This is a genomic window from Amycolatopsis sp. cg5 (assembly GCF_041346955.1).
Lineage (GTDB): Bacteria > Actinomycetota > Actinomycetes > Mycobacteriales > Pseudonocardiaceae > Amycolatopsis.
This window is the reverse complement of the sequence record NZ_CP166849.1, coordinates 7,734,019-7,755,459: the sequence shown is the minus strand read 5'-3', so window position 1 is coordinate 7,755,459 and position 21,441 is coordinate 7,734,019. Positions and strand designations below refer to the sequence as shown.

18 protein-coding genes are annotated in these 21,441 nt (G+C 67.3%); 8 read left to right on the top strand and 10 right to left on the bottom strand.

What is annotated here, in order from left to right; translation table 11 throughout:
* Position 1: 1 nt before the first annotated feature.
* Both AB5J62_RS35015 and AB5J62_RS35010 read left to right on the top strand, forming a co-directional pair.
* Positions 2-1,099 carry an alanine--glyoxylate aminotransferase family protein gene (locus tag AB5J62_RS35015; protein WP_370944282.1) on the top strand — a complete coding sequence of 366 codons (1,098 nt, stop codon included), beginning with the start codon at positions 2-4 and terminating at the stop codon, positions 1,097-1,099.
* On the top strand, positions 1,099-2,373 hold the full coding sequence (locus AB5J62_RS35010; protein WP_370944281.1) for an APC family permease: 1,275 nt from the start codon (positions 1,099-1,101) through the stop codon (positions 2,371-2,373). Before AB5J62_RS35015 ends, AB5J62_RS35010 begins: the two co-directional genes overlap by 1 nt.
* On the opposite strand, the gene AB5J62_RS35005 is transcribed toward AB5J62_RS35010, so the two are convergent.
* On the bottom strand, positions 2,358-3,500 hold the full coding sequence (locus tag AB5J62_RS35005) for an aminotransferase class I/II-fold pyridoxal phosphate-dependent enzyme (protein WP_370944280.1): 1,143 nt from the start codon (positions 3,498-3,500) through the stop codon (positions 2,358-2,360). The two genes, AB5J62_RS35010 and AB5J62_RS35005, sit on opposite strands and share 16 nt — an antisense overlap.
* Before the next feature lie 178 nt (positions 3,501-3,678).
* Here AB5J62_RS35005 and AB5J62_RS35000 point away from each other — a divergent pair, with 178 nt between their 5' ends.
* Both AB5J62_RS35000 and AB5J62_RS34995 read left to right on the top strand, forming a co-directional pair.
* Positions 3,679-4,338: a helix-turn-helix transcriptional regulator gene (locus AB5J62_RS35000; protein WP_370944279.1), complete on the top strand. Its 660-nt coding sequence runs from the start codon at positions 3,679-3,681 to the stop codon at positions 4,336-4,338.
* A gap of 38 nt (positions 4,339-4,376) precedes the next feature.
* Positions 4,377-5,555 carry an acyl-CoA dehydrogenase family protein gene (locus AB5J62_RS34995; RefSeq protein ID WP_370950417.1) on the top strand — a complete coding sequence of 393 codons (1,179 nt, stop codon included), beginning with the start codon at positions 4,377-4,379 and terminating at the stop codon, positions 5,553-5,555.
* A 283-nt stretch (positions 5,556-5,838) separates the two neighbouring features.
* Here AB5J62_RS34995 and AB5J62_RS34990 read toward each other — a convergent pair whose 3' ends face one another.
* Positions 5,839-7,386, bottom strand: a complete 1,548-nt coding sequence (locus AB5J62_RS34990) for a GMC family oxidoreductase (protein WP_370944278.1) — start codon at positions 7,384-7,386, stop codon at positions 5,839-5,841.
* A 167-nt stretch (positions 7,387-7,553) separates the two neighbouring features.
* Here AB5J62_RS34990 and AB5J62_RS34985 point away from each other — a divergent pair, with 167 nt between their 5' ends.
* Both AB5J62_RS34985 and AB5J62_RS34980 read left to right on the top strand, forming a co-directional pair.
* Positions 7,554-8,258, top strand: coding sequence for a DUF2306 domain-containing protein (locus AB5J62_RS34985; protein WP_370944277.1), 705 nt, complete (start codon positions 7,554-7,556; stop codon positions 8,256-8,258).
* Between the two features lie 112 nt (positions 8,259-8,370).
* Positions 8,371-8,862 (top strand): DUF4440 domain-containing protein, encoded by a 492-nt coding sequence (locus AB5J62_RS34980; RefSeq protein WP_370944276.1) that lies wholly within the window; start codon positions 8,371-8,373, stop codon positions 8,860-8,862.
* A gap of 48 nt (positions 8,863-8,910) precedes the next feature.
* On the opposite strand, the gene AB5J62_RS34975 is transcribed toward AB5J62_RS34980, so the two are convergent.
* The 3 genes from AB5J62_RS34975 to AB5J62_RS34965 form a co-directional block, all read right to left on the bottom strand.
* Positions 8,911-10,449, bottom strand: a complete 1,539-nt coding sequence (locus tag AB5J62_RS34975; RefSeq protein WP_370944275.1) for an MFS transporter — start codon at positions 10,447-10,449, stop codon at positions 8,911-8,913.
* A 26-nt stretch (positions 10,450-10,475) separates the two neighbouring features.
* Entirely contained in the window at positions 10,476-11,765 is a 1,290-nt protein-coding gene (locus tag AB5J62_RS34970) for an activator-dependent family glycosyltransferase (protein ID WP_370944274.1), read from the bottom strand.
* A 78-nt stretch (positions 11,766-11,843) separates the two neighbouring features.
* The gene (locus AB5J62_RS34965; RefSeq protein WP_370944273.1) at positions 11,844-12,524 is read right to left on the bottom strand and encodes an alpha/beta hydrolase; all 681 of its coding nucleotides are present in this window, start codon (positions 12,522-12,524) and stop codon (positions 11,844-11,846) included.
* A 150-nt stretch (positions 12,525-12,674) separates the two neighbouring features.
* Between AB5J62_RS34965 and AB5J62_RS34960 the strand changes: the two genes are divergently transcribed.
* Complete coding sequence (locus tag AB5J62_RS34960; protein WP_370944272.1) at positions 12,675-13,760, top strand: DegT/DnrJ/EryC1/StrS family aminotransferase; 1,086 nt, start codon at positions 12,675-12,677, stop codon at positions 13,758-13,760.
* A gap of 47 nt (positions 13,761-13,807) precedes the next feature.
* Here the strand turns inward: AB5J62_RS34960 and AB5J62_RS34955 are convergent, their stop codons facing one another.
* Genes AB5J62_RS34955 through AB5J62_RS34935 form a run of 5 tightly spaced genes read right to left on the bottom strand, consistent with a single transcriptional unit; the run spans position 13,808 to position 18,912 of the window.
* Positions 13,808-14,215, bottom strand: a complete 408-nt coding sequence (locus AB5J62_RS34955) for a DUF3224 domain-containing protein (protein WP_370944271.1) — start codon at positions 14,213-14,215, stop codon at positions 13,808-13,810.
* Positions 14,216-14,220: 5 nt separating this feature from the next.
* The gene (locus AB5J62_RS34950) at positions 14,221-14,928 is read right to left on the bottom strand and encodes a DUF899 domain-containing protein (protein WP_370944270.1); all 708 of its coding nucleotides are present in this window, start codon (positions 14,926-14,928) and stop codon (positions 14,221-14,223) included.
* Positions 14,925-16,349, bottom strand: a complete 1,425-nt coding sequence (locus AB5J62_RS34945; protein ID WP_370944269.1) for an MFS transporter — start codon at positions 16,347-16,349, stop codon at positions 14,925-14,927. The genes AB5J62_RS34950 and AB5J62_RS34945 overlap by 4 nt, the downstream gene beginning before the upstream one ends.
* Entirely contained in the window at positions 16,346-18,184 is a 1,839-nt protein-coding gene (gene asnB / locus AB5J62_RS34940) for an asparagine synthase (glutamine-hydrolyzing) (RefSeq protein ID WP_370944268.1), read from the bottom strand. The genes AB5J62_RS34945 and asnB overlap by 4 nt, the downstream gene beginning before the upstream one ends.
* A 14-nt stretch (positions 18,185-18,198) precedes the next feature.
* A complete protein-coding gene (locus AB5J62_RS34935) occupies positions 18,199-18,912 on the bottom strand; it encodes a class I SAM-dependent methyltransferase (protein ID WP_370944267.1) in 714 nt (237 codons plus the stop codon).
* A gap of 208 nt (positions 18,913-19,120) precedes the next feature.
* On the opposite strand from AB5J62_RS34935, the gene AB5J62_RS34930 reads away from it, so the two are divergent.
* Positions 19,121-21,034: a KedN5 family methylcobalamin-dependent radical SAM C-methyltransferase gene (locus tag AB5J62_RS34930; RefSeq protein WP_370944266.1), complete on the top strand. Its 1,914-nt coding sequence runs from the start codon at positions 19,121-19,123 to the stop codon at positions 21,032-21,034.
* The last annotated feature ends 407 nt before the right edge of the window (positions 21,035-21,441 follow it).

The following is a 21,441-nucleotide window of genomic DNA, read 5'->3' as shown; positions in this document are numbered from 1 at the left end:
AATGAACAACGCGCTGGCGGCGGTCGACGGCGGACACGGTGGGATCAGGCACCTGATGATCCCCGGACCGTGCCGGTTGCATCCCCGTGAGCTGGCGGTGCTCGGCAGGCAGATCGAGCCGCACTACGGTCCGGCGTGGATGGCCGATTTCGCCGCCGTGCACGAAGATCTCGCGCTGCTGCTGGGCGCGGACCGCACGTATCTGCTGCCGGGATCGGGCTCGGCCGGGCTGGACGCCGCGATGTTCAACCTGTTCGAGCCCGGCCAGCGCGTGGCCGTGGTGAACTCCGGCTACTTCGGCAGCAGGCTCGTCGCCATAGCGAGGGCACACGGGCTCGACGTGCGCGTCGTCGAGTGCGTGCCGGGCGAGCCCGTCGACCCGGATCGCATCGACCTCAACGGTTGCGACGGCCTGGTGGTCACCCACGTCGAGACCGCGACCGCCGTCCGGCACCCGATCGAAGAGCTCGCGAAGCTCGCGCACGCGTCCGGCGCGGTGCTGCTCGTCGACGCCATCGCGGCCGCGGGCGGCGAGCACATCGACATGCGCGCGATGGGGGTCGACGCGCTCGTTTCCGCGTCACAGAAGGGATTGGGCGCCGCGCCCGGCCTCGCGGTGGTGGCGCTGTCGGAGTCCGGCAAGCGGCGCGTCGACGCGCGGTCGGTGCGTCCGCCCACCTGGTACCTCGATCTCGCGAGATGGGAGCACGCGGCGACCGAGGACGACTGGGAGCCCACCCCGGTCACCATGCCGACCAGCCTGATCCAGGTGCTCGGCAGCAGCCTGCGCCGGATCCACACCGTCGGCAGGGAGAACTGGGTCGCCCAGCGCGCCGCGTTGCGCGCGGAATGCCGCGATGGCCTGCGGGGACTCGGTTTCGACGTGGTCGCAGCCGACGAGCACGCGGCGAACCTGGTGGTCGTCGCCCGGCACGCGCGCGCGAACGAGCTGTGCGAGCGGCTGTTCGAAGCCGGCGTGATGATCGCGGGCGGCCTCGAGCCGTTCGAGGGTGAGACCTTCCGCGTCGGGCTGGTCGGCACCTCCGCGAACCGCAAGCTGATCGAAACGCTCCTGCACGAGATCGAGAGGATTCTCTGATGACCACCACCCTAGAACGGTCGATGGGTGTTTCCGGGCTCGTCATCCACTACGTGACCTCGGTGGTGGGGGTGGGCATCCTCATCCTGCCGGGGCACGCGGCCGCCGAAGCCGGGCCGCTTTCGCTGCTCGCGTGGGCGCTGCTGATCCTCTACTCGTACCCGCTCGCGCTCACCTTCGCGCGGCTGTCCGCGCAATATCCGAGCGCCAGCGGCATCGCCTGTTTCGTCAGCACCGGACTCGCGCCACGGGCCGGTCGCTGGGTCGGCGCGTTCCTCGTGCTGTCGCTGCTCATCGCGAACCCGGTGCTGGGTCTCGCGGCGTCGCGGTACCTGCTGAACATGTGGGACCCCAATCCCAGTGATTTCAAGGTGGTCGCGCTCGGCTTCGCGATCATGGTCGGCTCGGTGCTGTTCAACCTGTTCGGGGTCAAGACGAGCAGTTTCGTGCAGGGCGCGGTGCTGATCGCGCTGGTCACCTTCCTGGTCGTGGTGATGGCCATCGCCATGCCGAGCGCGGACACCGCGAACCTGACGCCGTTCGCGCCACACGGCTGGTCGAGCGTCGGCGCGGCGCTGATCGTGTGCTTCTTCGGGTTCATCGGCTGGGAGAACGCCGCACCCGTCGCCGAAGAGGTGGTCGACCCGCGGCGCACGTTCCGCAAGGCCATCGCGCTGGCGGTGTTCGTGATCGGGTTCCTGTACCTGACGATGGCCGCGACGATCGTGCTGGTCGTGCCGCCCGGCGCCGCGGAGGGCAGCCAGATCACCGCGTTCACCACGCTGCTGCGGATCGTGAGCGGGGAGACGCTGGCGCGCGTCGGCGGCATCGTCGCCGTCGTGCTGCTGCTGCTCGCGACGAACGCGTGGGTGCTCGGCACCTCGCGGATGGTGTATTCGTCGGCCAGGAGCGGCCTGCTGCCCAACGCTTTGACGAAGGTGTCCGCGCGCCGCAACGTGCCGTACGTCGCGCTGCTTTCGCTGATCGCCGGGTACGGCGTGCCGGTCGGCCTGCTCTTGGTGACCGGCAGCAGCGAGGAGCGGCTCATCACCGCGACCTCGGCCGCGTTCCTGTTGATCTTCCTGGTCACTTTCGTCGCCGCGCATCGGCTGCTGACCGGGCGCGCCGCCCGGCTGTGCAACATCGGTGTCGCCATCGGCGCGGCGGCGATGCTGCCGTTCTTCGGCACCAGCCTGATCTACGCGGGCGTGTTGATGCTGCTCGCGCTGGCCATGGTGTTCCGGAAGAACGCCGCCATTCAATGTTGCTGCTGACGCTGCTCGATCCAGTCCGCCCATGCCCCCAATGCGGCTTTCGGGTCACTGCGCCCGACACCGACCCGGAAGCGATCGGTGGGCACGGGAGTCAGCTCTGAGACGTACAGGCTGGCGGGCAGCAGCAGGACGCCGGCCTCGGCGACGAGGCCGGCGCACATGGCTTCGACGCCGTCTTCGCCGAGATAGCGCGGGAAGGTGACGCAGCCGCCCTTCGGTGGCTCCCACTCGAACAGGTCCGGGTAGCTCGCGAAGAAGGCGTCGAACTCGGGCACGTTCGCGGCGATGATCCCGCGGTTGCGTTCGAGCAGCTTTTCCTTGTTGTTCAGCGCGATCAGGCCCAGCACCTCGCTGAGCGTGGAGTTGCAGATCGACGCGTAGTGCTTGGCGCGTTCGAGGCGTTGCAGCAGCGCGCGGTCACGGCAGGCGATCCAGCCGACGCGCAGCCCGCCGAGGCCGTACGCCTTGGACAGCACGTTCAGCGACAGCGCGGTCTCGGACAGGTCGGTGGCCTGCGTCAGCGTGGCTTCGCGGTCGAGTTCGACGCCGCGGTAGACCTCGTCGCTGAACAGGCGGATCCCACGTTCGTCGGCCAGGCGCACCAGCCGCGTCCAGGTCGCGTGGTCCGGGATGGTGCCGGTGGGGTTGTTGGGGAAGTTGACCGAGATGACCTTCGTGTTCGGGCGGATGGCGCGTTCCAGCGCGTCGACGTCGAGGCGCCAGCCGTCCGACGGATCCAGCGCGATCCCGGTGACCTCGCAGAGGGACAGCGGGATCGTCTCGGCCGCCTGGTAGTTCGGGGTGACGACGATCGCGTGGTCACCCGCGTCGAGCAGGACGTGCATCGCGAGGTTGAGCGCTTCCTCGGCGCCCGCGAAGCAGAGCACGTCCTCGGCTTCGAGGTGGTCGTACGTGCCCGCGATCGCCGCGCGGAGCTCGGGCAGGCCGTACGTCTCGCCGTAGCTCAGGTCCATGCCCTCCCAGCGCGCACGGTCCTCGTCGCTCGCCATCGCGAGCAGTTCGGCCTTCGTCACCGTCTGTGCGTCGGAGGCGGTGAGGTGGTAGCGGGCGACGAACTCCCACCGGGAGAAATACGACTCGAGCCGGAACTCGGGAAGCGTAGGCATGGCGCAAGTCTCGACGCCGCCGTCGCGGCCCGCGTCTCCGAGCGTGCTCACCTTCGGCGCATGCGAAACGCATATGCGTTTTCATGAAGCGCACGCTGGAAGAGGCCGACGGCCGATGGCGATACTCGATGGCATGAATCTCTCGGCTGTCACCGCCGTTGAGCGGGCTATCGGAACGATGCGGGAAGAATACTCGACGCCGCTGACCGTCGACGATCTTGCCCGCTGCGCGATGTACAGCAAGTTTCATTTCTCCCGGATGTTCCAGCGGGTCACCGGAATATCACCCGGCCGCTATTTGTCGGCGGTCCGGATCGAGGAGGCGAAACGGCTGCTGGTCTCCACCACGCTGAGTGTAGCGGACGTGACCAATCAGGTCGGCTTCAGCGGGGTGGGGTCGTTCAGCACCAGATTCCGTTACAGCGTAGGGGTTACGCCGTCGCGGTACCGCCGGATGGACCCCCAGCCGTTCGTCGCCGGGTGCGGCTCCGGGCACGGTGTCGTCCGCGGTGAACTCGCCTGGAGCGGAGCATTCCCGGCTTTCGTCGGCCTGTTCTCCGGCCGCGTTTTCGAGGGTGTTCCCGCCCGGCACGTCATCATGGAACGGCCCGGTGAGTACGTGCTGGAGGGCGTACCCGCCGGAAACTGGTTCGTGCTGGCGCATTCCATGCGGGGAAATCTGCTCGGCGGCACCGGCCAGGTGCAGATCGGCGCCGAAAGCGCGATCCGCATTCCCGAGATAAGACTGCGGGCCAGGCGCATCGCCGACCCGCCCGCGCTGCTCGCGCTGCTGGACGATTCAGCAAGGGAAGAGGAGCCCGCGGCGCTCGCTTGCTGAGAACCTCGAAGTACTTTGACGACCGGTCCGAGGAGTACATAGTGGAAACACCGTCGGAGCAGGAATTCGTGAGCCGTGCCTCGAACCTGGTGCCGTTGCTGAAGGCGAACGCGGCCTGGACAGAGGAAAACCGGAAACTGCACCCTGAGTCACTCGAAGCGCTGACCGACGCGGGCTTCTTCCGCATGCGCATCCCCAAGCGCTACGGCGGCCACGAGGTCGGCCTGCGCACCCTGTCCGAGTCCGTCACCGAACTCGCGCGCGGCGACGGCTCGACCGCGTGGACCGCGAGCGTCTGGACGATCAGCACCTGGATCGCCTGCCTGTTCCCCGACGAGGTGCAGGACGAGATCTTCTCCACCCCCGACGTGCGCGTCTGCGGCATCCTCAGCCCCACCGCGACCGCGACGCCGACCGCCGGCGGCTACCTCGTCAACGGCAAGTGGACGTTCAACTCGGGCGCCCAGCAGAGCCACTGGAACACGAACTCCGCGATCCTGCTCGACCCCGACGCCGACGGTCCCCAGCCGATCATGACGGCGATCCCGTTGAAGGACCTGGAGATCATCGACGACTGGCACACCTCGGGCCTGCGCGGCACCGGCAGTGTCAGCACCGTCGCGCAGGACGTGTTCGTCCCCGCCGAGCGCGTGCTGAAGATGGGCCCGGTGCTGCAGCAGAAGTACTCGTCGGTCAAGAACGCGGACTCGCCGATCTTCCAGGCGCCGCTGCTGCCGACCGCCTGCGCCACCGTGAGCGCCATCGCGGTCGGCCTGGCGAAGGCGGCCAAGGAGAACTTCTTCGAGCGGCTGCCGGGACGCAAGATCACCTACACCGACTACACCAACCAGGCCGAGGCGCCGCTGACCCACCTGCAGGTCGCCGAGGCCACGATCAAGGTCGACGAGTCGAGCTTCCACGCGCTGCGCGCGGCGGACCTGGTGGACTCGAAGTCGGCGTCCGGCGAGGAATGGACGCTGGAGGAGCGCGCCCGCGTGCGCCTCGACCTCGGCGCCACCTGCCAGCGCGCCAAGGAGGCCGTCGACATCCTCGCCACCGCCAGCGGCGGCTCGTCGGCGTACAGCTCGGTGCCGATGCAGCGGATCGAGCGCGACATCCGCGTGGTGAACCTGCACGCGGTCATGCACCCGAACACCAACCTGGAGCTCTACGGCCGCATCGCCTGCGGCCTCGGCCCCAACACGCACTACCTGTAAGGAGTCGTGAGCGTTGCGGGCGGTTAGAACCGCCCGCAACGCTCACGACCCTCCACGCCGAAGGCCCCTGCCGCCAAGCCCGCCTTGGTGACAGGGGCCTTCGCGCACTCCCCTCGGACCTGTATGAAGGCTCCCTTCATACAGACGGACCGTATGAAGGGAGCCTTCATACGCCTGGGCTGGATGAGGGGAGCCTTCATACAGCAGCGGGAGCGGGGGCATGAGGACGGGATAAAGCCCGCTTTACTCCGCGGAGTAAAGCGGGCTTTATCCCGTGCGAGAGCTACGCCGTGGCCTTGCGGATCAGGTCCGCGGCCTTCTCGGCGACCGCGATGGTCGGGGCGTTGGTGTTGCCGCGCGGGATCACGGGCATCACCGAGGCGTCGGCGACGCGCAGGCCGCCGACCCCGCCGACGCGCAGCTCGGCGTCGACGACCGAGCCGATCGCGCAGGTGCCGACCGGGTGGTAGATGGAGTGGGTGAACTTGCGGATGTAGTCGGTGAGGTCGGCGTCGGAGTCCGAGGCCGGCGGGCGGAACGGGTTCGCGGTGTACTCGCGCAGCGCTTCCTGGCGCGAGATGTCGAGGCCGATGCGGAGCGCGGCGATCGCGTCGGTGAGGTCCTCGGGCTCGACGAAGAAGTTGTGCTGGATACGGGGTTTCGTCGTCGGGTCGTCCGAGGCGATGGTGACGGCGCCGCGGCTGCGCGGGGTGAGCATCGACGGGCCGAAGGTGAGCGCGTGCCCGGTCGGCATGGCCAGACCGCTGTCGATGAACATGACCGGCGCGGACAGGTACTCGACGTCCGGGGCGGGCAGGTCGGCCCTGGTGCGGACGAAACCGCCGGTCTCGGGGCCGTTGCAGGTCAGCGGGCCGCGGCCCTGCTCCATGAACTGCTGGAAGTTCTCCGGCGCGCCCGCGGCGATCATGCTGATCGGGTGCTCGTGGGTGAACACCAGCGGGATCAGCGCGTGGTCCTGCAGGTTCTGGCCGACCAGCGGCTGGTCGACGATCACCGGCACGCCCAGCGGGCCGAGCAGCGCGGCCGGGCCGATGCCCGAGTGCATCAGCAGCTGCGGCGAGTTGTACGCGCCCGCGGCGAGGATGACCTCGCGCTCGGCGCGGATGGTGATCTCCTCGTCGAGGCGCTGGCCGACGACGCCGACGGCCCACTCGTTCTCGATCAGCACGCGGTGCACGGCGAAGTTGGTCTCGACCGTGAGGTTCGGGCGGCCCAGCGCGGGGTGGAGGAACGCGGTGGAGGTGCTCGCGCGGCGCCCGTCCTTCTGGGTCAGCTGGAAGTAGCCGAAGCCGTCCTGCGAAGCGCCGTTGAAGTCGTCGTTCGCGGCGAAGCCCGCCTGCACGCCCGCCTCGACGAACGCGGTGGACATCGGGTTCTGCGAACGGTTCTCCGAGACCGAGAGCGGGCCGCCGACACCGTGGAACTCGGACTCGCCGCGTTCGTTGTCCTCGGAGCGCTTGAAGTAGGGGAGCAGGTCGTCGAACGACCAGCCGGGCTGGTCCCACGCGTCGTAGTCGAGCCGGTTGCCGCGGATGTAGATCTGGGTGTTGATCGAGCTCGTCCCGCCCAGCACGCGGCCACGCGGCAGGTAGATCCGGCGGCGGTCGAGGAACGGCTCGTCGTGGGTGTCGTAGTCCCAGTCGACGTTGGTACGGAACAGTTTCGAGAACGCCGCGGGCACGTGGATGTTCGGCGAGGTGTCCGCCGGACCGGCCTCGATGAGGCAGACCTTCACGTCCGGGTCCTCACTCAGTCTGGCGGCGAGCGCGCAGCCAGCCGATCCCGCGCCGACGATCACGTAGTCGTACATCTGCTCCTCCTTGGATGACTTTTCCTTAGCAGAGTAGGAAGAGAACGCACATCCCTCCCACTCCTGTCCTGCACACTTTCCGCACTTTTCGAGAGGAATCCGGGCATCCCGGCACATAGCGTGTCTGCAACGAGGGATTCGCCTGGATTTGAAGCTGGGGAGTGATCATGACGCAGACGCCGGAACAGATACGGCCGATTCCGCGAGTGGAGGAAAAGGCGCGAGCGCGTTTCTTCCGGCCGTGGATGATCCCGCTCGGGCTGCTCGTGGCGGCATTCATGCTGATGTATCTGCCACGGTACCTGACCGGTGACCCGGCGCAATCGCTGATTCCGATCAACGAGCGCTTCCGGTTGCACTATCCGCTGCTGGTCGGGCACATCGCCACCGGGACGATCGCGATCGTGACCGTCTGCCTGCAGGTGTGGGCGTGGCTGCGCGAGCGTCATCCCCGCGCGCACCGGATCAGCGGCAGGCTCTACATCTTCGCCGGAATCGGGCCGTCCGCGCTGCTTTCACTGGTCATCGTGCCGTTCGGCATCCTGACCGGGCTCAGCGCGATCGGGTCTTCGCTGTGGGCGGTGCTGACACTGGGGGTCACCGCTGCCGGCTACGTGACGGCCAGGCGCCGTCAATGGGCACAGCACCGCAAGTACATGCTCTACAGTTTCGCGCTCGCCACGAGCATTCTCACCGGGCGTTTGTTCTTCACCGGGGCCTGGTACGCCGTCGCGCCCATGTTCCCCAATGACGAAATGACCGTGCTCGCCATCGCCCAGTTCGCCGGTTTCTGGCTGAACTGGCTGGTCAATATCGCATTGGTCGTCTGGTGGCTGCGCCGGTCGGCGAAAAAGGTGGTGCTCCCCGGCTGAAGAGCACCCAAAGTCACCACCTGGCGCCGACGGAGGAATCATCCTCCGCCGGCGCTTTGTGGCGGAAAGAAAAGGAAAACGGTCAACCCCCAACCGTATTCAGGAGAACTCCATGAGCAAATTCCGGAAAACCGCATTGGCGGCCGTGCTGCTCGGCGCGACCAGTCTGCTCACCGCGCCCGCGCAGGCGGGCGGCCAGCATCAGCACTACGACCCGGTCGCCGCCTGCCGTACCCAGTTCGACCAGGCGAAGCAGGCCTACAACGACGCCTTCGACGCCCGTGACATCAACCGGTTCGGCGAATTCTTCCGTGAGGACGCCACGAAGGTCGACCCCGACGGCACCATCCAATACGGCAAGGCCGCGATCAAGGAGCTGTTCGCAGGCCTGTTCTCGATGCACTTCACCTCGTCGTTCCCGGTGCTCAAGGAGGTCGTCGACTGCAACACCGCGCTGGTGCTCACGAACGCGACGCTGACCTTCCCCGACGACCACTTCCAGGAGACGTTCATCAGCTCGCAGACCTACACCCGCGACCGCTGGGGCCGCTGGCGCGTCCTGATCACGATCAGCGCGAACCTGCACACCACCGAACTCCCGTAACGAAAAAGGGCTCCCACAGCGTCTGTGGGAGCCCTTTTCGGTTGTGCGTCAGGCGACTTCGACAGCCGCTGTCTCGGTCTCCGCCGACGGCTCCGGCGCGCCGACCCGCCGCAGCAGCGACGCGGCCAGTATCGCCAGCACGACGCCGATCCCGGAACACACCAGCGCGACCGTGGTCAGGCCGCTGGTGAACGCGGTCCGCGCCGCGGTGAGCACGGCGCTCCCGCCGTCGGTGACCACCGAAATCGCGCCTGCCAAGGTGTCCTTGGCCGCGTCGGGCGCACCCGGCGGCAAGGCGTCCGCGATCTCGCTGCGGTAGACGGCCGTGCCGACCGCGCCGAGGATGCCGACACCGAGCGCCACGCCGAGCTCGCTCGAGGTCTCCGACATCGACGCCGCCGAGCCGGCCTTCTCCTCCGGCGCCGCGCCGATGATCAGCTCGGTGCCGAGCGAGGCCATCGGGCCGAATCCGAAGAACACCAGCGTCATGCCGATGACGAGCGTCGCCAGCCCCGACTCCGCGGTCACCTGTGTTAGCACCAGCGCGCCGATCGCGAGGATCACCGCGCCCGCGCAGACGATGTAGCCGGGACGGATCCGTTGCGCCAGCGCGGGCGCGTACATCGCACTGGCCACAGTGGCCAGTGCCGACGGCACCGCCCAGAGCCCGGCCTCCAGCGGCGAAAGGTTCTCCACCATCTGCAGGAACTGGTTGGCGAACAGGCCGACGCCGCCCATCACGGCCGGGCCGAGCAGCAGCATGCCGAGCGCGCCGGAGAACGCGGGGAACTTGAACAGGCCAACGTCGACGTGCGGGTTGGCGAGCTTGCGCTGGCGCAGCACGAAGATCACGCCGACGCCGAGGCCCGCGGCGACGATCGCGAGCTGCGAGACGCCGGCGCCGTCGTGCGCGATCTCCTTGATGCCGTAGATGACCGGCAGGATCGTCGCCAGCGAAAGCGCCACGCTGAGCAGGTCGAGCTTGCCGCCGTTGGGATCGCGGTACTCGGGCAGCAGCTTCGGCGCCGCGACGATGAGCACGATCATCACCGGGACACCCAGCAGGAACACCGAACCCCACCAGAACCACTGCAGCAGCACGCCGCCGACCACCGGGCCGAGCGCGGTGCCCGCCATGAAGCAGCTCATCCACACGCCGATGGCTTTGCCACGCTCACCTTCGTCGGTGAACATGGTGCTGATCAAGGCCAAAGTGGACGGTGCGAGCGTCGCGCCCGCGATACCGAGCAGCGCGCGGGTGACGATCAGCATCTCGGCCGATGAAGAGAAGGCCGCGAGCACGGAGGCGATGCCGAACGCGGTGGCGCCGATCATCAGCAGCCGCCGCCTGCCTATCCGGTCGCCGAGTGTGCCCATGGTGACCAGGAACCCCGCGGTCATGAAGGCGTAGATGTCCATGATCCACAGGATCTGGGTGCTGCTGGGGTGGAGATCTTCGCTCAGCTTCGGCAGCGCGAGGTAGAGCACGCCGAGGTCGATCGCGAGCAGCAGTGTCGGCAGCGCGAGCACCGCCAGCCCCAGCCATTCGCGCCGGCCTGCGGTCGTCGCCGCGGGGTCCGAACTCATCACGGGTTCCTTTCTGTTGGAGCGGTTTATCCGTTCTTGCGATGCTCCGCGGTGAGACGCTCCAGCTGCGGAACGATCTCATTGGGGCTCGGCACGCTCAGCTGGTCGATGCGCAGGCGCTCGGCCGCGATCTTGTAGGACGGGTCGTCGAGCACCTTGGCCAGATCGGACCGGAGCTTTTCCGGCGTCAGCTGGTCGGAGTCGCCGACGTAGATGCCCGCGCCACGCTCCTCGAGCATGTTCGCCTGGGACACCGGCGCCCACCACTTCTCGTGCCAGTACGTGCCGGGCACGATCAGCTGCGGCACACCGTGCTCGATCGCGGTGCCGAAGGTGCCGGTGCCGCCGTGGTGCACGATCGCCGAGCAGGTCGGCAGCAGCGCGCCGAGCGGCACGAACTCGACCGGGCGCACGTTGTCCGGCAAGCGGTCCAGCGACGCGAGCTGCTTGGCGCTGAACGTCGCCACCACCTCGACGTCGAGGTCCGACACCGCCTCCAGCAGGTCCGCGGTGGACGCCTCGATGCCGTGCGACTCGCGGTGCGAGAAGCCGAGTGTGAGGCAGACCCGTTTGCGCTCAAGGGGTTCGTTGACCCAGTCCGGCACGATCGCCGGGCCGTTGAACACGACCTGGCGCATCGGCACGTAGTGCACGCCGGTGTTCTTCGGGTGGAACAGCGACTGCGGCGCGGGGTCGATCGTCCACTGGCCGAGCGCGATCTCGTCGTCGTAGGTGTGGCCGTGCGCCTCGAGTTTCGGGCCCAGCCAGGTCTTCATCGGGTCGGTGATGCCTTCGGCGTCGCGCTTTTCGACGAACTTGGCGTGCACCTGTGCCATCGCGTCGACACCCCACAGCAGGCGGGCGTGCGCGGCACCGGTGACGCGCGCCGCGATCGGGCCCGCGAAGGCGAGTGTGTTCCAGATGATCAGGTCCGGCTTCCAGGCTTTGGCGTAGTCGATCAGCCCCTCCCACATCCCGTCCGGGGTGAGCATGGGGAAGAAGTCCTCGGCGAGATGGACGAACTCGGCGGGCGGGTCTTCCCAGCCGTAGTTCGACTGGTGCGGCTTGACGCGGTTGAGCGGGTCGGCGTCCGAGGCGGTCTTCTGCTCGGGCTCGGCCTCGGCGAGGTCCTCTTTGAGGTGCGGCATCAGTTCGCCGATCGGCGCGGCCGCCAGCCCGATCGCGGCGACGTCCTCGGCCAGGTCCGGCGGGATGGCGACGCGCACGTCATGTCCGGCCGTGCGCATCGCCCACGCCAATGGCGCCAGGATGTAGACCTGCGACTTGTTGAGACAGGTGGTGAACAGGACGCGCATGAAGGTCCTCCCAAGGATGCTTTTGGTGCATCTGTCAGGGTTTCAGTCCATTCGCGCGACCGGCTTCTCTCCAGCTGCTCAGTCTGTGTAGGACTCCAGCAGCGCCGCGATTTCCTTCGGCTTGGACAAAGCCGCGCAGTGGCAGGCCGCGACCTCGTCCGGCTTGATGTCGAGGCGTTCCTTGACGAGCTTCTCGAAGAACGCCGGCGGGAAGAACCGGTCTTCGGTGCACAGGATGAACTTCGTGGTGATGTCCGGCCACTTCGCCAGCGGCCACGGGTCGTTCATCGCCGACTCGGACTGCCCGCGCTCCTTGCTCATCGCCTGCTCGGCGAGTTCGCGGGGAACGCCGTTGTAGAAGCTGACGAACGGGTCGGGGTTGCCGGTGAGGCCGCCGTCCTGCTTGGCCGCCTTCGCCGACGCCGCGCTGTAGCCGGTGTTGCCCCACCAGTCGTTCGTCGTCTCGCCGGGTGCGGGGATCATGCCGGCGAGCAGCACGACCACCTTGGCGGACAGCTTCTCCGCCACCAGCGGCGCGACGATGCCGCCGAAGGAGTGGCCGACCACGACGACGTCACCGTCGCGGTCCCCGACGGCTTCGACGACGGAGTCGACGTAGGCGGACAGGTCGGCGGAGTCGTCTTCGATGGGAAGGTCGGGAGCCACTGTCTCGTGCCCGTTCCCGCGCAGCTCCGCTTCCAGCAGGTGCCAGGCCCAGCCGACATCGCCGGCGCCGTGGATCAACACATAGGTGGTCATCGTCTCTGCGTTTCCTTACAGTTGGTTACTCAACGTGACGATTCACCATAGCGCGCATTTGGCGTATTTCGTGCCCGAAACATCCTTTCTCGCCCGAGCTCCGCACGTTCGAAGATGTTCACCCGTAGACGCCGAGGCCATCCTTCTGGCATGAACGTTCCGTTCCTCGACCTCCGCGCGCCCTATCTCGAACTGCGTGAGGAGATCGACGAAGCGATCTCCCGGGTGCTCGGTTCCGGCTGGTACCTGCAGGGGCCGGAGGTCGAGGCGTTCGAGGCCGAGTTCGCGGCCTACTGCGGTGCTGAGCACTGCGTCGCGGTCGGCAACGGCGGCGACGCGCTCTCGTTGATCTTGCGTGGACTGGGCATCGGCGCCGGCGACGAGGTGATCGTTCCGGCCCATACGTTCATCGCGACCTGGCTGGCCGTTTCGGAGACCGGCGCGACGCCGGTGCCGGTCGAGCCGGACCCCGTCACGTTCACGATGGACCCCGCGCTCGCCGAAGCCGCGATCACTCCGCGTACGCGCGCGATCCTGCCGGTGCATTTGTACGGCCATCCCGCGGATCTCGACGCGCTGCGCGCGATCGCGGACCGTCACGGCTTGGCCCTTGTCGAAGACGCGGCCCAGGCGCCCGGCGCTGTCTACAATGGACAGAAGATCGGCGCTTCGCCGTCGACGGTGGCTTTCAGCTTCTACCCTGGCAAGAATCTGGGCGCGCTGGGGGACAGCGGCGCGGTGGTGACTTCGGATCGGCAGCTCGCGGAGAAGGTGCGGCTGCTGCGGAACTACGGGTCGCGCGTGAAGTACCAGCACGAGGTTTTGGGCACCAACTCGCGCACGGACGAGATCCAGGCCGCTGTGCTGCGGGTGAAGCTGCCTTTGCTGGATGAGTGGAACGCCCGGCGGGATCGGGTCGCCGAGCGTTATCTGGCCGGGCTCAAGGGGTTGGACCTGGAACTGCCTAACGTCGCTTCGTGGGCCGAGCATGCCTGGCATCTGTTCGTCGTGCGGGTGGCGGACCGGGCCGGGGTCGCGGGACGGCTCGAAGCGGCGGGGGTGGGCACGCTCGTGCACTACCCGGTCGCGGTGCATTCGTCGCCCGCGTACGCGCCGCTCGGCTTAGGCCCGTTCCCGCTCTCCTCACGACTGGCCGACGAAGTGCTCAGCCTGCCCATCGGCCCCCACCTCACCGACGACCAGGTGCAGCAGGTGATCGACGCTGTGGGGTCGTGAGTGGTTCGGCCGGTTCTAACCGGCGGTACCACTCACGACCCCAGCGCTCAAGGCACCTCGTAGGACAGGGTGTAGCGGACCACGCCGTCGTCGGTCGTGGTGACCTTGCCCGAGCCGGTCACGCCGGCCAGTTCGCCGGTGCCGGTCTCGGGGACGATGTGCCAGTCGACGTCGACCGGCCCGCGCGGGCCGCGGGTGCCGGAGCCCTCCGTCATGAAGGTGCCCCGCTTGCCGCCGAGGCTGCAGACGAATCGCGCCATCACCAGGAAGGGGCCGGTGTTCGCGGTGCCGATGCGCTGGAGGTAGGCGTGGTGTCCGGTGCCGCTGATCCCGCCGGTGTAGTGGTATTCGGTGATCGTGGACAGGAGCCGGATGCCGCTGGGGTCGGCCGGACCCAGCTCGTGGTCGTCGTAGGTGACTATTTCGATGGTGCCCTCGGCGTAGCGACCCTCCACGTCGATCACTCCTTTCCGGTGCGGGACGGTGAAAAGAAGCCGTCGCCCTGGCGGCCGAGCGGCGTCAAATCGAGGTAGTTGAACGTGCCGTTGAGCAGATCCGTGCCACGGGCATAGGTCGAATACGTGTGGTAAACGCGTTTGCCGCGCCGGAGGAAGACGCTCAGCCCGTGCCAATCGCCGGGGCCGGTCAACATCCAGTCCAGGCCTGCTTCTTCGAGTTCTTCGGCCGTGCGGTAGTTGTACACGATCGGGGCGACGTCGGCGTCCAGGCTGACGTGGAAGTCGTAGTTGAAGTCGCTGCCTTCCGAGGAATACCAGGGGAATTCCCAGCCCATGCTTTCCTTGACCGGCGCGATTTCGCTCATCGGCGCGCGGGCGACCGCGACGAACGTGGTGTCGCGGTCGTGCAGGTGGGCGAGGTGGCCGACGTTGTCCGACAACATGGTGCAGCCGGGGCACAGGTGGTTCGAGCCCGGCGGCATCATGAAGTGATAGACGATCAACTGCTTGCGGTCCTCGAACATGTCGAGCAGCGAGAGCGAGCCGTCCGGGCCGTCGAAGACGTAGTCCTTGTCGATCTCGACCATGGGCAGCGCTTGGCGTTCGGCGTTGACCCGGTCACGCGCTTGGCTCAGTTCCTTTTCGCTCTCGAGTAGTTTCTTTCGGGCGACAGTAAATTCTTCCCGCGATACGACCTTCGGCGAATTCATCTCTCTCCACTTCGCGTTGGCTCCAAAGGAATTATCTTGGCAGGACGCGGGCGGGAAAGCAGGGTGAAAGTCACGACGATACCGAGAAGTGCGAACAGGACCACGACGCCGAATCCGGCGCGTAAACCTTCGGTGATCGCGACCTTGGGTTCCGGCGAGGTCGCGAAGGAGGTGCTGACCGAGGTCACGATGGCGACGCCGATCGCGCCGCCGATCTGGAAGGCGGCGGTGTTGATGCCGGAGGCGAGTCCCGACTCCTGCGGGGCGACCGCGCTCAGCGCCGCGATCGACGCCGCGACGAAGCAAGCGCCCAGGCCCGGCCCGAAGATCACCAGCGCGAGGAACAGGTCGCTCCAATAGCCGCCGTCCGCCGCGATCGTCGTCAGCAGCAGGCAGCCGCCGCCGATCAGCAGCAGGCCGCTCGCGGCGACCACCCGGACGCCGAACTTGGCGACCATCGACTGGGCGAGCGCCGAGCCGCCGATGTTGACCACGGTCATCGGGAGGAAACCGAGGCCGAACACCACGGCCGAGTAACCGAGAACCTGCTGTCCGTACAGGGAAGCGCCGAGCGCCATGCCGAACGCGGACGCGCCGAGCAGCAGCATCACGAGGTTGCCGCCGACCAGGCCGCGGGACCGGAAGATCCGCAACGGCACGAGCGGCGCGTCGGACCGCCGCTCGACCAGCACGAAGATGCCGGCCAGCGCGAGCGCGCCGAGCAGCATGCCGATCGTCACCGGGTCGGCCCAGCCGCGCCGGGGTGCCTCCGCGATCGCGAAGACGGCCGCGACCAGCGCCACGGTGATCGTCAGCGCGCCGACCGGGTCGAAGGACCGCTTGCCCGCGCTCGGCTTGCTCTCCCGCAGGATGCGCGGGCTCAGCGCCAGCAGCGCGGCGGCGACCGGGATGTTGATCAGGAAGATCCACGGCCAGCCCAGGAATTCCGTGATCGGGCCGCCTGCCAGCAGCGCGGCGGTCGCGCCGAAACCCATGGTGCCCGACCAGAACGCGAGCGCCTTGTTGCGCTCGGCGGGCTCGGTGAACGTGGTCATCAGGATCGACAGCGCGCTCGGCGCCATCAGCGCCGCGGACATGCCCTGCGCGATGCGGGCGCCGAGCAAAATGGGGGCATTCCAAGCCAGCCCGCACAGCAGGGAACTGACCAGGAACAGGAACGTGCCGACCATGAACACCCGGCGCGCGCCGAGCAGGTCCGCCGACCGGCCGCCGAGCAGCAACAGGCCGCCGAAGCTCAGCAGATAGCCGCTGAGCACCCACTGCATGCTGTCGCTGGAGAGCCCGAGGTCCTTCTGCATCGACGGCAGCGCCAGCGTCACGATCTGCGAATCCAGCGTGATGAACAGGCTGGCGACACACAACACGGCGAGTGCTTTCCACCTGCGGGGATCGCTGCTCACAACGCCACCTCCGGCGTGTACATGTCCCACCACACGGCGAGATCGAGTGCTCGTTCCAGCGCGGCGCGCGAGGCCAGCGTCGCCAGCGGTGCCTGCTCGGAGACGCAGTTCTTGAGCCAGCTGTAGCTGATCAGGTCGAAGACCGGATGGCTCGGGCTGGACAGCAGCTCGCGGGCTTCGACGCGCAGCGCCGCGGCATAGCTCGGGTCCTGTGTGGACGGATACGGAGCCTTCTTGCGCTGCAGCACCGATTGCGGGAGCAGATCGGCCGTCGCGGCCCGCAGCAGGCTCTTTTCCTTGCCGTCGAACGTCTTCAGCGACCACGGCGTGTTGTAGACGTACTCGACCAGCCGGTGATCGCAGAACGGGACCCGGACTTCGAGTCCGGTCGCCATGCTCGTGCGGTCCTTGCGGTCGAGCAGCACGCGCACCCAGCGCGTCAGGTGCAGATTGCTGATCTTGCGTTGCCGCCACTCGAAATCGCTCTCGCCTGCCAGCCGCTCGATCCCGGCCACCGCGCCCGCGTAGTTGTCGCGGAGGTAGGTGTCGAGATCGAGCGCCTTGCGCGCGGCCGGGGTGAGTACCTGGGTGTCGTCGCCGAAGTACTCCGCCCAGTGCACCAGCCACGGGAACGTGTCCGCCTGCTGGACCACCGGGTCCGAGAACCACAGGTAGCCGCCGAACACCTCGTCGGCCGACTCGCCGGAGATCGCGACCGTGGAATGCCGCCGGATCTCGCGGAACAGCAGGTAGAGCGAGGTGTCGATGTCGCCGTTGCCCGCGGGCATGTCCCTGGCGCGCAGCACGTGCCCGCGGATCGCCGGGTCGGCGTGGTGCGCGGCGTCGACCACGATGTCCTGGTGATCCGAGCGGACCCACCTGGCCACCTCGTGCGCGAACGGGGTGTCGGCGTCCGGCCGGATCTTGTCGGCGACGAAGCCGTCGGTCCGGCCCTCGAAGTCGACCGAGAAACTGCGGACGACCTCGCCCGACTCGGCGAGGTGCCGCGCCGCGATCGCGGTCATCGCGGACGAGTCGAGCCCGCCGGAGAGCAGCGTGCACCGTGGCACGTCGGAGATGAGCTGGCGGCGCACGATGTCGTCGAGCAGCTCGCGGACGTGCGCGACCGTGGCGGCCTGGTCGTCGGTGTGCTCCTGGGTCTTCAGGCTCCAGTAGACGTGTTCGCGGATCCCGTGGGGGCTGACCGTGACCACGCTGCCTGCCTTGACTTCCCGCATCCCCTGCCAGAAGGCGTCACCCGGCGTCTTGACGAACGCGAACAGCTCACGCAGCCCGTCGGCGCCCACCACGGGCTTGGCCAGCGGGTTCGCGAGTATCGCCTTCGGCTCGGAGCCGAACAGCACGCCGTCCGGGGTGGGGAAGTAGTAAAGCGGCTTGACGCCCATGCGGTCGCGGATCAGCACCAGCTTGCGCTCGGCCGCGTCCCAGATGGCGAAGGCGTACATGCCGTTGAGCCGGTCCGCGATGGCCTCGCCCCATTCGAGGTAGCCGCGCAGCACGACCTCGGTGTCGGACTTGGTGGTGAACCGGTGGCCACGCGCGCGCAGCTCCTCGCGGAGCTCGACGAAGTTGTAGGCCTCGCCGGAATACACCATCACGACGTCGCCGCGCGGCGACTCGGCGCTCATCGGCTGCCTGCCGCCCGGCAGGTCGATGATCGCCAGCCGGCGATGGCCCAGCGCGGCGTTCTCGTCGGCCCAGGTACCCCGTTCGTCCGGACCTCGCGCGGCCATAGTGTCGGTCATCGCGTCTAGCGTCGCCTGTTCCCGACGTAGATCGCGGTCGAACGAAACCCAGCCGGCGATTCCGCACATGAGGGTGCTTCTCCCTACTTGAGTACACCTAAGAACAGGCCACGGCCCTGCGGGCCGCCTTGGACGTATTCGACAGCGAAGCCGGCCTCTTCGAACGCGGCTTCGTGTTCTTCCTGGGTGAAGAGCGAAATGAGGATGCTCTCGGTGAAGTGGTGGACGCCTTCACCGGGGCTCGCTACGGTGAAATGGATCTGGACGCGGCTCTTGCCGCCTTCGAGCGAGGAATGCGAAACACGGGAAATGGTCCGGCCACCGGTTTCGACGATGTCGCCGGTGACGTAGCCGTCGAGGAACGTCGACGGGAACCACCACGGTTCGACGATCGCGACACCGCCGGGCTCGAGGTGCGCGGCGAAGCGCTTGAACGAGACGGCCAGCTCCGCCGGGGTGTCGAGATGCCCGACCGAACTGAACATGCACGTGATCGCGTCGAACCGCGAGCCGAGGTCGAACGTGCGCATGTCGCCCTGAGTAAGGGAAAGCTCCGGGCTGCGTACCCGGCCGACGGCGATCATGTCCGCGGAGAGCTCGACACCGGCGACCCTGGTGAACTGATCGCGGAAGCTGCGTAGGTGTTCGCCGGTGCCACAGGCGACGTCGAGCAGGCTGGCCGCGTCCGGCTTGCGCTCCCGGATCAATGCGCTGACCTCGGCCGCCTCCGCGACGTAGTCCCGTCCGCGTCCGCGGTAAACGGGGTCCCAGACCTCGGCGACGTCGATGTCGTACATATCCACACTCCGTTTCGCAGCGATCGCTCAAGCTCAAGGTTAGCCCCGGTTTGGCGATTTTCTTCTCTTTTGTTACCTTTTGTCCGCATATTAAGCACGTCCGGAGAAATTGTCGCCGGGGGTGGTGGTAATAGGCACCCACGGAGAAGTGAAGTTCTTCTCAGCTGACTACCGTTGTGCGCTGTTGGCAAGCAGGGAGGCCGAGAAGATGCTGCAAATCCGTCTGGTTCAGCAAGGTGCTTGGGACATGCCGGTCGACTCGATGCCGCTGGCCGTTGGTTATCTGAAGGCGGTGATCGACGCCGATCGCAGCCTGGACGGCGAGGCCGTCGCGGAGATCTGCAATTTCCGCGGTGGCCAGAAACTGCAAGAGATGGCGATGGCGCTGTTCGGCGGGGAGATACCCGACGTGCTCGCGTTTTCGGTGCTGGGCTGGAACTACCGCAGTTTCGGCGCGCTCGCCGAAACCTTCAAGCAGATCAACCCGCGCGGGCTCGTCGTGTTCGGCGGCAACCACGTGGCGTACCAGTCCGAGCGGGTCTTCCGCGAGATGCCGTGGATCGACATCGTGGTCAACGGTGAAGGCGAGCACACCTTCCACGAGCTTGTGCACTACCTGCTCGAACACCCCGGCGAGGACTTCGATCCGGTCGACATCAAGGGGTTGTCCTACCGCCGCCCCGATGGCACGCCCTACACCGCGCCCGACCGCGACCGCATCAACGACCTCGACGTCGTCCCGTCGCCGTTCCTCACCGGCGCGATCCCGATGTCCGACGGCGCCGGCAACTTCCGCTACGACGTCGCGCTGATGGAGACCAACCGCGGCTGCCCGTACAAGTGCTCGTTCTGCTACTGGGGCGGCGCGACCGGCCAGAAGATGCGGTCGTTCTCGACCGAGCGGCTCGCCGAGGAGGTCGACCTCTTCGGCTACCACAAGGCGCCGTCGCTGGTGCTCTGCGACTCGAACTTCGGCCTGCTCGAAGCCGACGAGGAATTCGTCGAGCTGGTCATCAAGACCAAGGAGAAGTACCGCTATCCCGAGGCGCTGATCACCAGCTGGGCCAAGAACAAGTCGGCGCGCTTCTTCAACATCGTGCGCAAGCTGAAAGAGCACGGCATGCAGAGCCTGTTCACGCTCGCGCTGCAGACGCTCGACGACGCCGCGCTGACCAACATGCTGCGCAAGAACATGAAGGTCAACCAGTGGGAAAGCCTGGTCGACTGGCTCGCCGAAGAAGGACTCGAATGCTACGGCGAGCTCATCTGGGGCGCGCCGGGCGAGACGCCGGAGTCGTTCTTGGCGGGCTACGACCGGCTCGCGAAGAAGGTCTCGCGCATCGCGGTGTACCCGATGCTCCTGCTGCCCAACACGTCCTATGTGGAGCATCGCGAGGTGCACGGCTTCGTCACCATCCGCGGCGAGGACGACGACTTCGAGTACGTGCTGGCGAACCGCACGTCCACGCTGGCCGAAAACCTGGAGATGCAGCGCTTCGTCTTCTGGGCGCGCGTGCTCGGCGAGCAGCAGTTCCTGCGCCACGTCTGGCAGCCGCTGTACGACATCGCCGGCGTGACCCAGTCCCAGGCGATCCGCAGCGTCAAGGAGTACTTCGAGAAGTCGTCGGACCCGTTGGCCGTCGCCATGCTCAGCAAGATCCCGGTGCTCGCCGAGTCACCCGCGATCGCCGAGGCGCTGCGGACCCTGCACAGCCAGCCCGAGCTCCAGGACCTCGTCCGCGAGTGGTGGCACGAGGTCGCGGTGCCGATGTTCCCGGAGCAGTGGCGCAAGTTCGCCGCGGCGCTGTACGACTTCGAGTCGTGGTCGCGGCAGGTCTACGTCATCCCCGAAGGCGACCTCCCCAAGGGCTGGTACCTCTCGGAGCGCAACGGCGTCGAGTGGTACGAGAGCGACCTCGTCTCGCTGCCCTACGACATGCCCGCCGCCTTGGAGAACTGGGAAACCACGCTCGCCGACGGCCCCGTCGAGGAAGAGACCAGCTTCATCTTCGACGCCAGGCCCGGCTACTACCACAACCTCGACAACTACGAGATCGCCGCGCAGCACCTGGCGACCCCGCGCAAGACCAGCGCCTCGGAGCTGCTCGGCCGCGCCAGCTGACCCCAGACCGTGAGGGCCGCCCGGGACCCAGGACCCCGGGCGGCCCCCACTCCCCAGGCCACGATAAAGCGGGCTTTACTCCCCGGAGTAAAGCCCGCTAAATCTCGCACAATAAAGCCCGCGAAACTCCCCGAAGTAAAGCCCGCGAAACTCCCCGCGATAAAGCCCGCTTTATCCTGTGGAGTAGAGCCCGCTAGACTCCGCGAAGTAAAGCCCGCTTTATCCCCGGGGATAAAGCGGGCTAAACCTCGCGGGATAAAGCCCGCTAAACTCCTGGGGGTAAAGCGGGCTGAACTTTGGGGGATAAAGCCCGCTAAACTCCTGGGGATAAAGCGGGCTGAACTTTGGGGGATAAAGCCCGCTAAACTTCGGGGAGTTTAGCGGGCTTTATCGTGGGGTTGGGAGGG

Bases quoted from the DNA above. Each gene is read 5' to 3' on its own strand.
- AB5J62_RS35015 (WP_370944282.1), top strand. From the start codon at position 2: ATGAACAACGCGCTGGCGGCGGTCGACGGCGGACACGGTGGGATCAGG.
- AB5J62_RS35010 (WP_370944281.1), top strand. From the start codon at position 1,099: ATGACCACCACCCTAGAACGGTCGATGGGTGTTTCCGGGCTCGTCATC.
- AB5J62_RS35005 (WP_370944280.1), bottom strand. From the start codon at position 3,500: ATGCCTACGCTTCCCGAGTTCCGGCTCGAGTCGTATTTCTCCCGGTGG.
- AB5J62_RS35000 (WP_370944279.1), top strand. From the start codon at position 3,679: ATGCGGGAAGAATACTCGACGCCGCTGACCGTCGACGATCTTGCCCGC.
- AB5J62_RS34990 (WP_370944278.1), bottom strand. From the start codon at position 7,386: ATGTACGACTACGTGATCGTCGGCGCGGGATCGGCTGGCTGCGCGCTC.
- AB5J62_RS34985 (WP_370944277.1), top strand. From the start codon at position 7,554: ATGACGCAGACGCCGGAACAGATACGGCCGATTCCGCGAGTGGAGGAA.
- AB5J62_RS34980 (WP_370944276.1), top strand. From the start codon at position 8,371: ATGAGCAAATTCCGGAAAACCGCATTGGCGGCCGTGCTGCTCGGCGCG.
- AB5J62_RS34975 (WP_370944275.1), bottom strand. From the start codon at position 10,449: ATGAGTTCGGACCCCGCGGCGACGACCGCAGGCCGGCGCGAATGGCTG.
- AB5J62_RS34970 (WP_370944274.1), bottom strand. From the start codon at position 11,765: ATGCGCGTCCTGTTCACCACCTGTCTCAACAAGTCGCAGGTCTACATC.
- AB5J62_RS34965 (WP_370944273.1), bottom strand. From the start codon at position 12,524: ATGACCACCTATGTGTTGATCCACGGCGCCGGCGATGTCGGCTGGGCC.
- AB5J62_RS34960 (WP_370944272.1), top strand. From the start codon at position 12,675: ATGAACGTTCCGTTCCTCGACCTCCGCGCGCCCTATCTCGAACTGCGT.
- AB5J62_RS34950 (WP_370944270.1), bottom strand. From the start codon at position 14,928: ATGAATTCGCCGAAGGTCGTATCGCGGGAAGAATTTACTGTCGCCCGA.
- asnB (WP_370944268.1), bottom strand. From the start codon at position 18,184: ATGTGCGGAATCGCCGGCTGGGTTTCGTTCGACCGCGATCTACGTCGG.
- AB5J62_RS34935 (WP_370944267.1), bottom strand. From the start codon at position 18,912: ATGTACGACATCGACGTCGCCGAGGTCTGGGACCCCGTTTACCGCGGA.
- AB5J62_RS34930 (WP_370944266.1), top strand. From the start codon at position 19,121: ATGCTGCAAATCCGTCTGGTTCAGCAAGGTGCTTGGGACATGCCGGTC.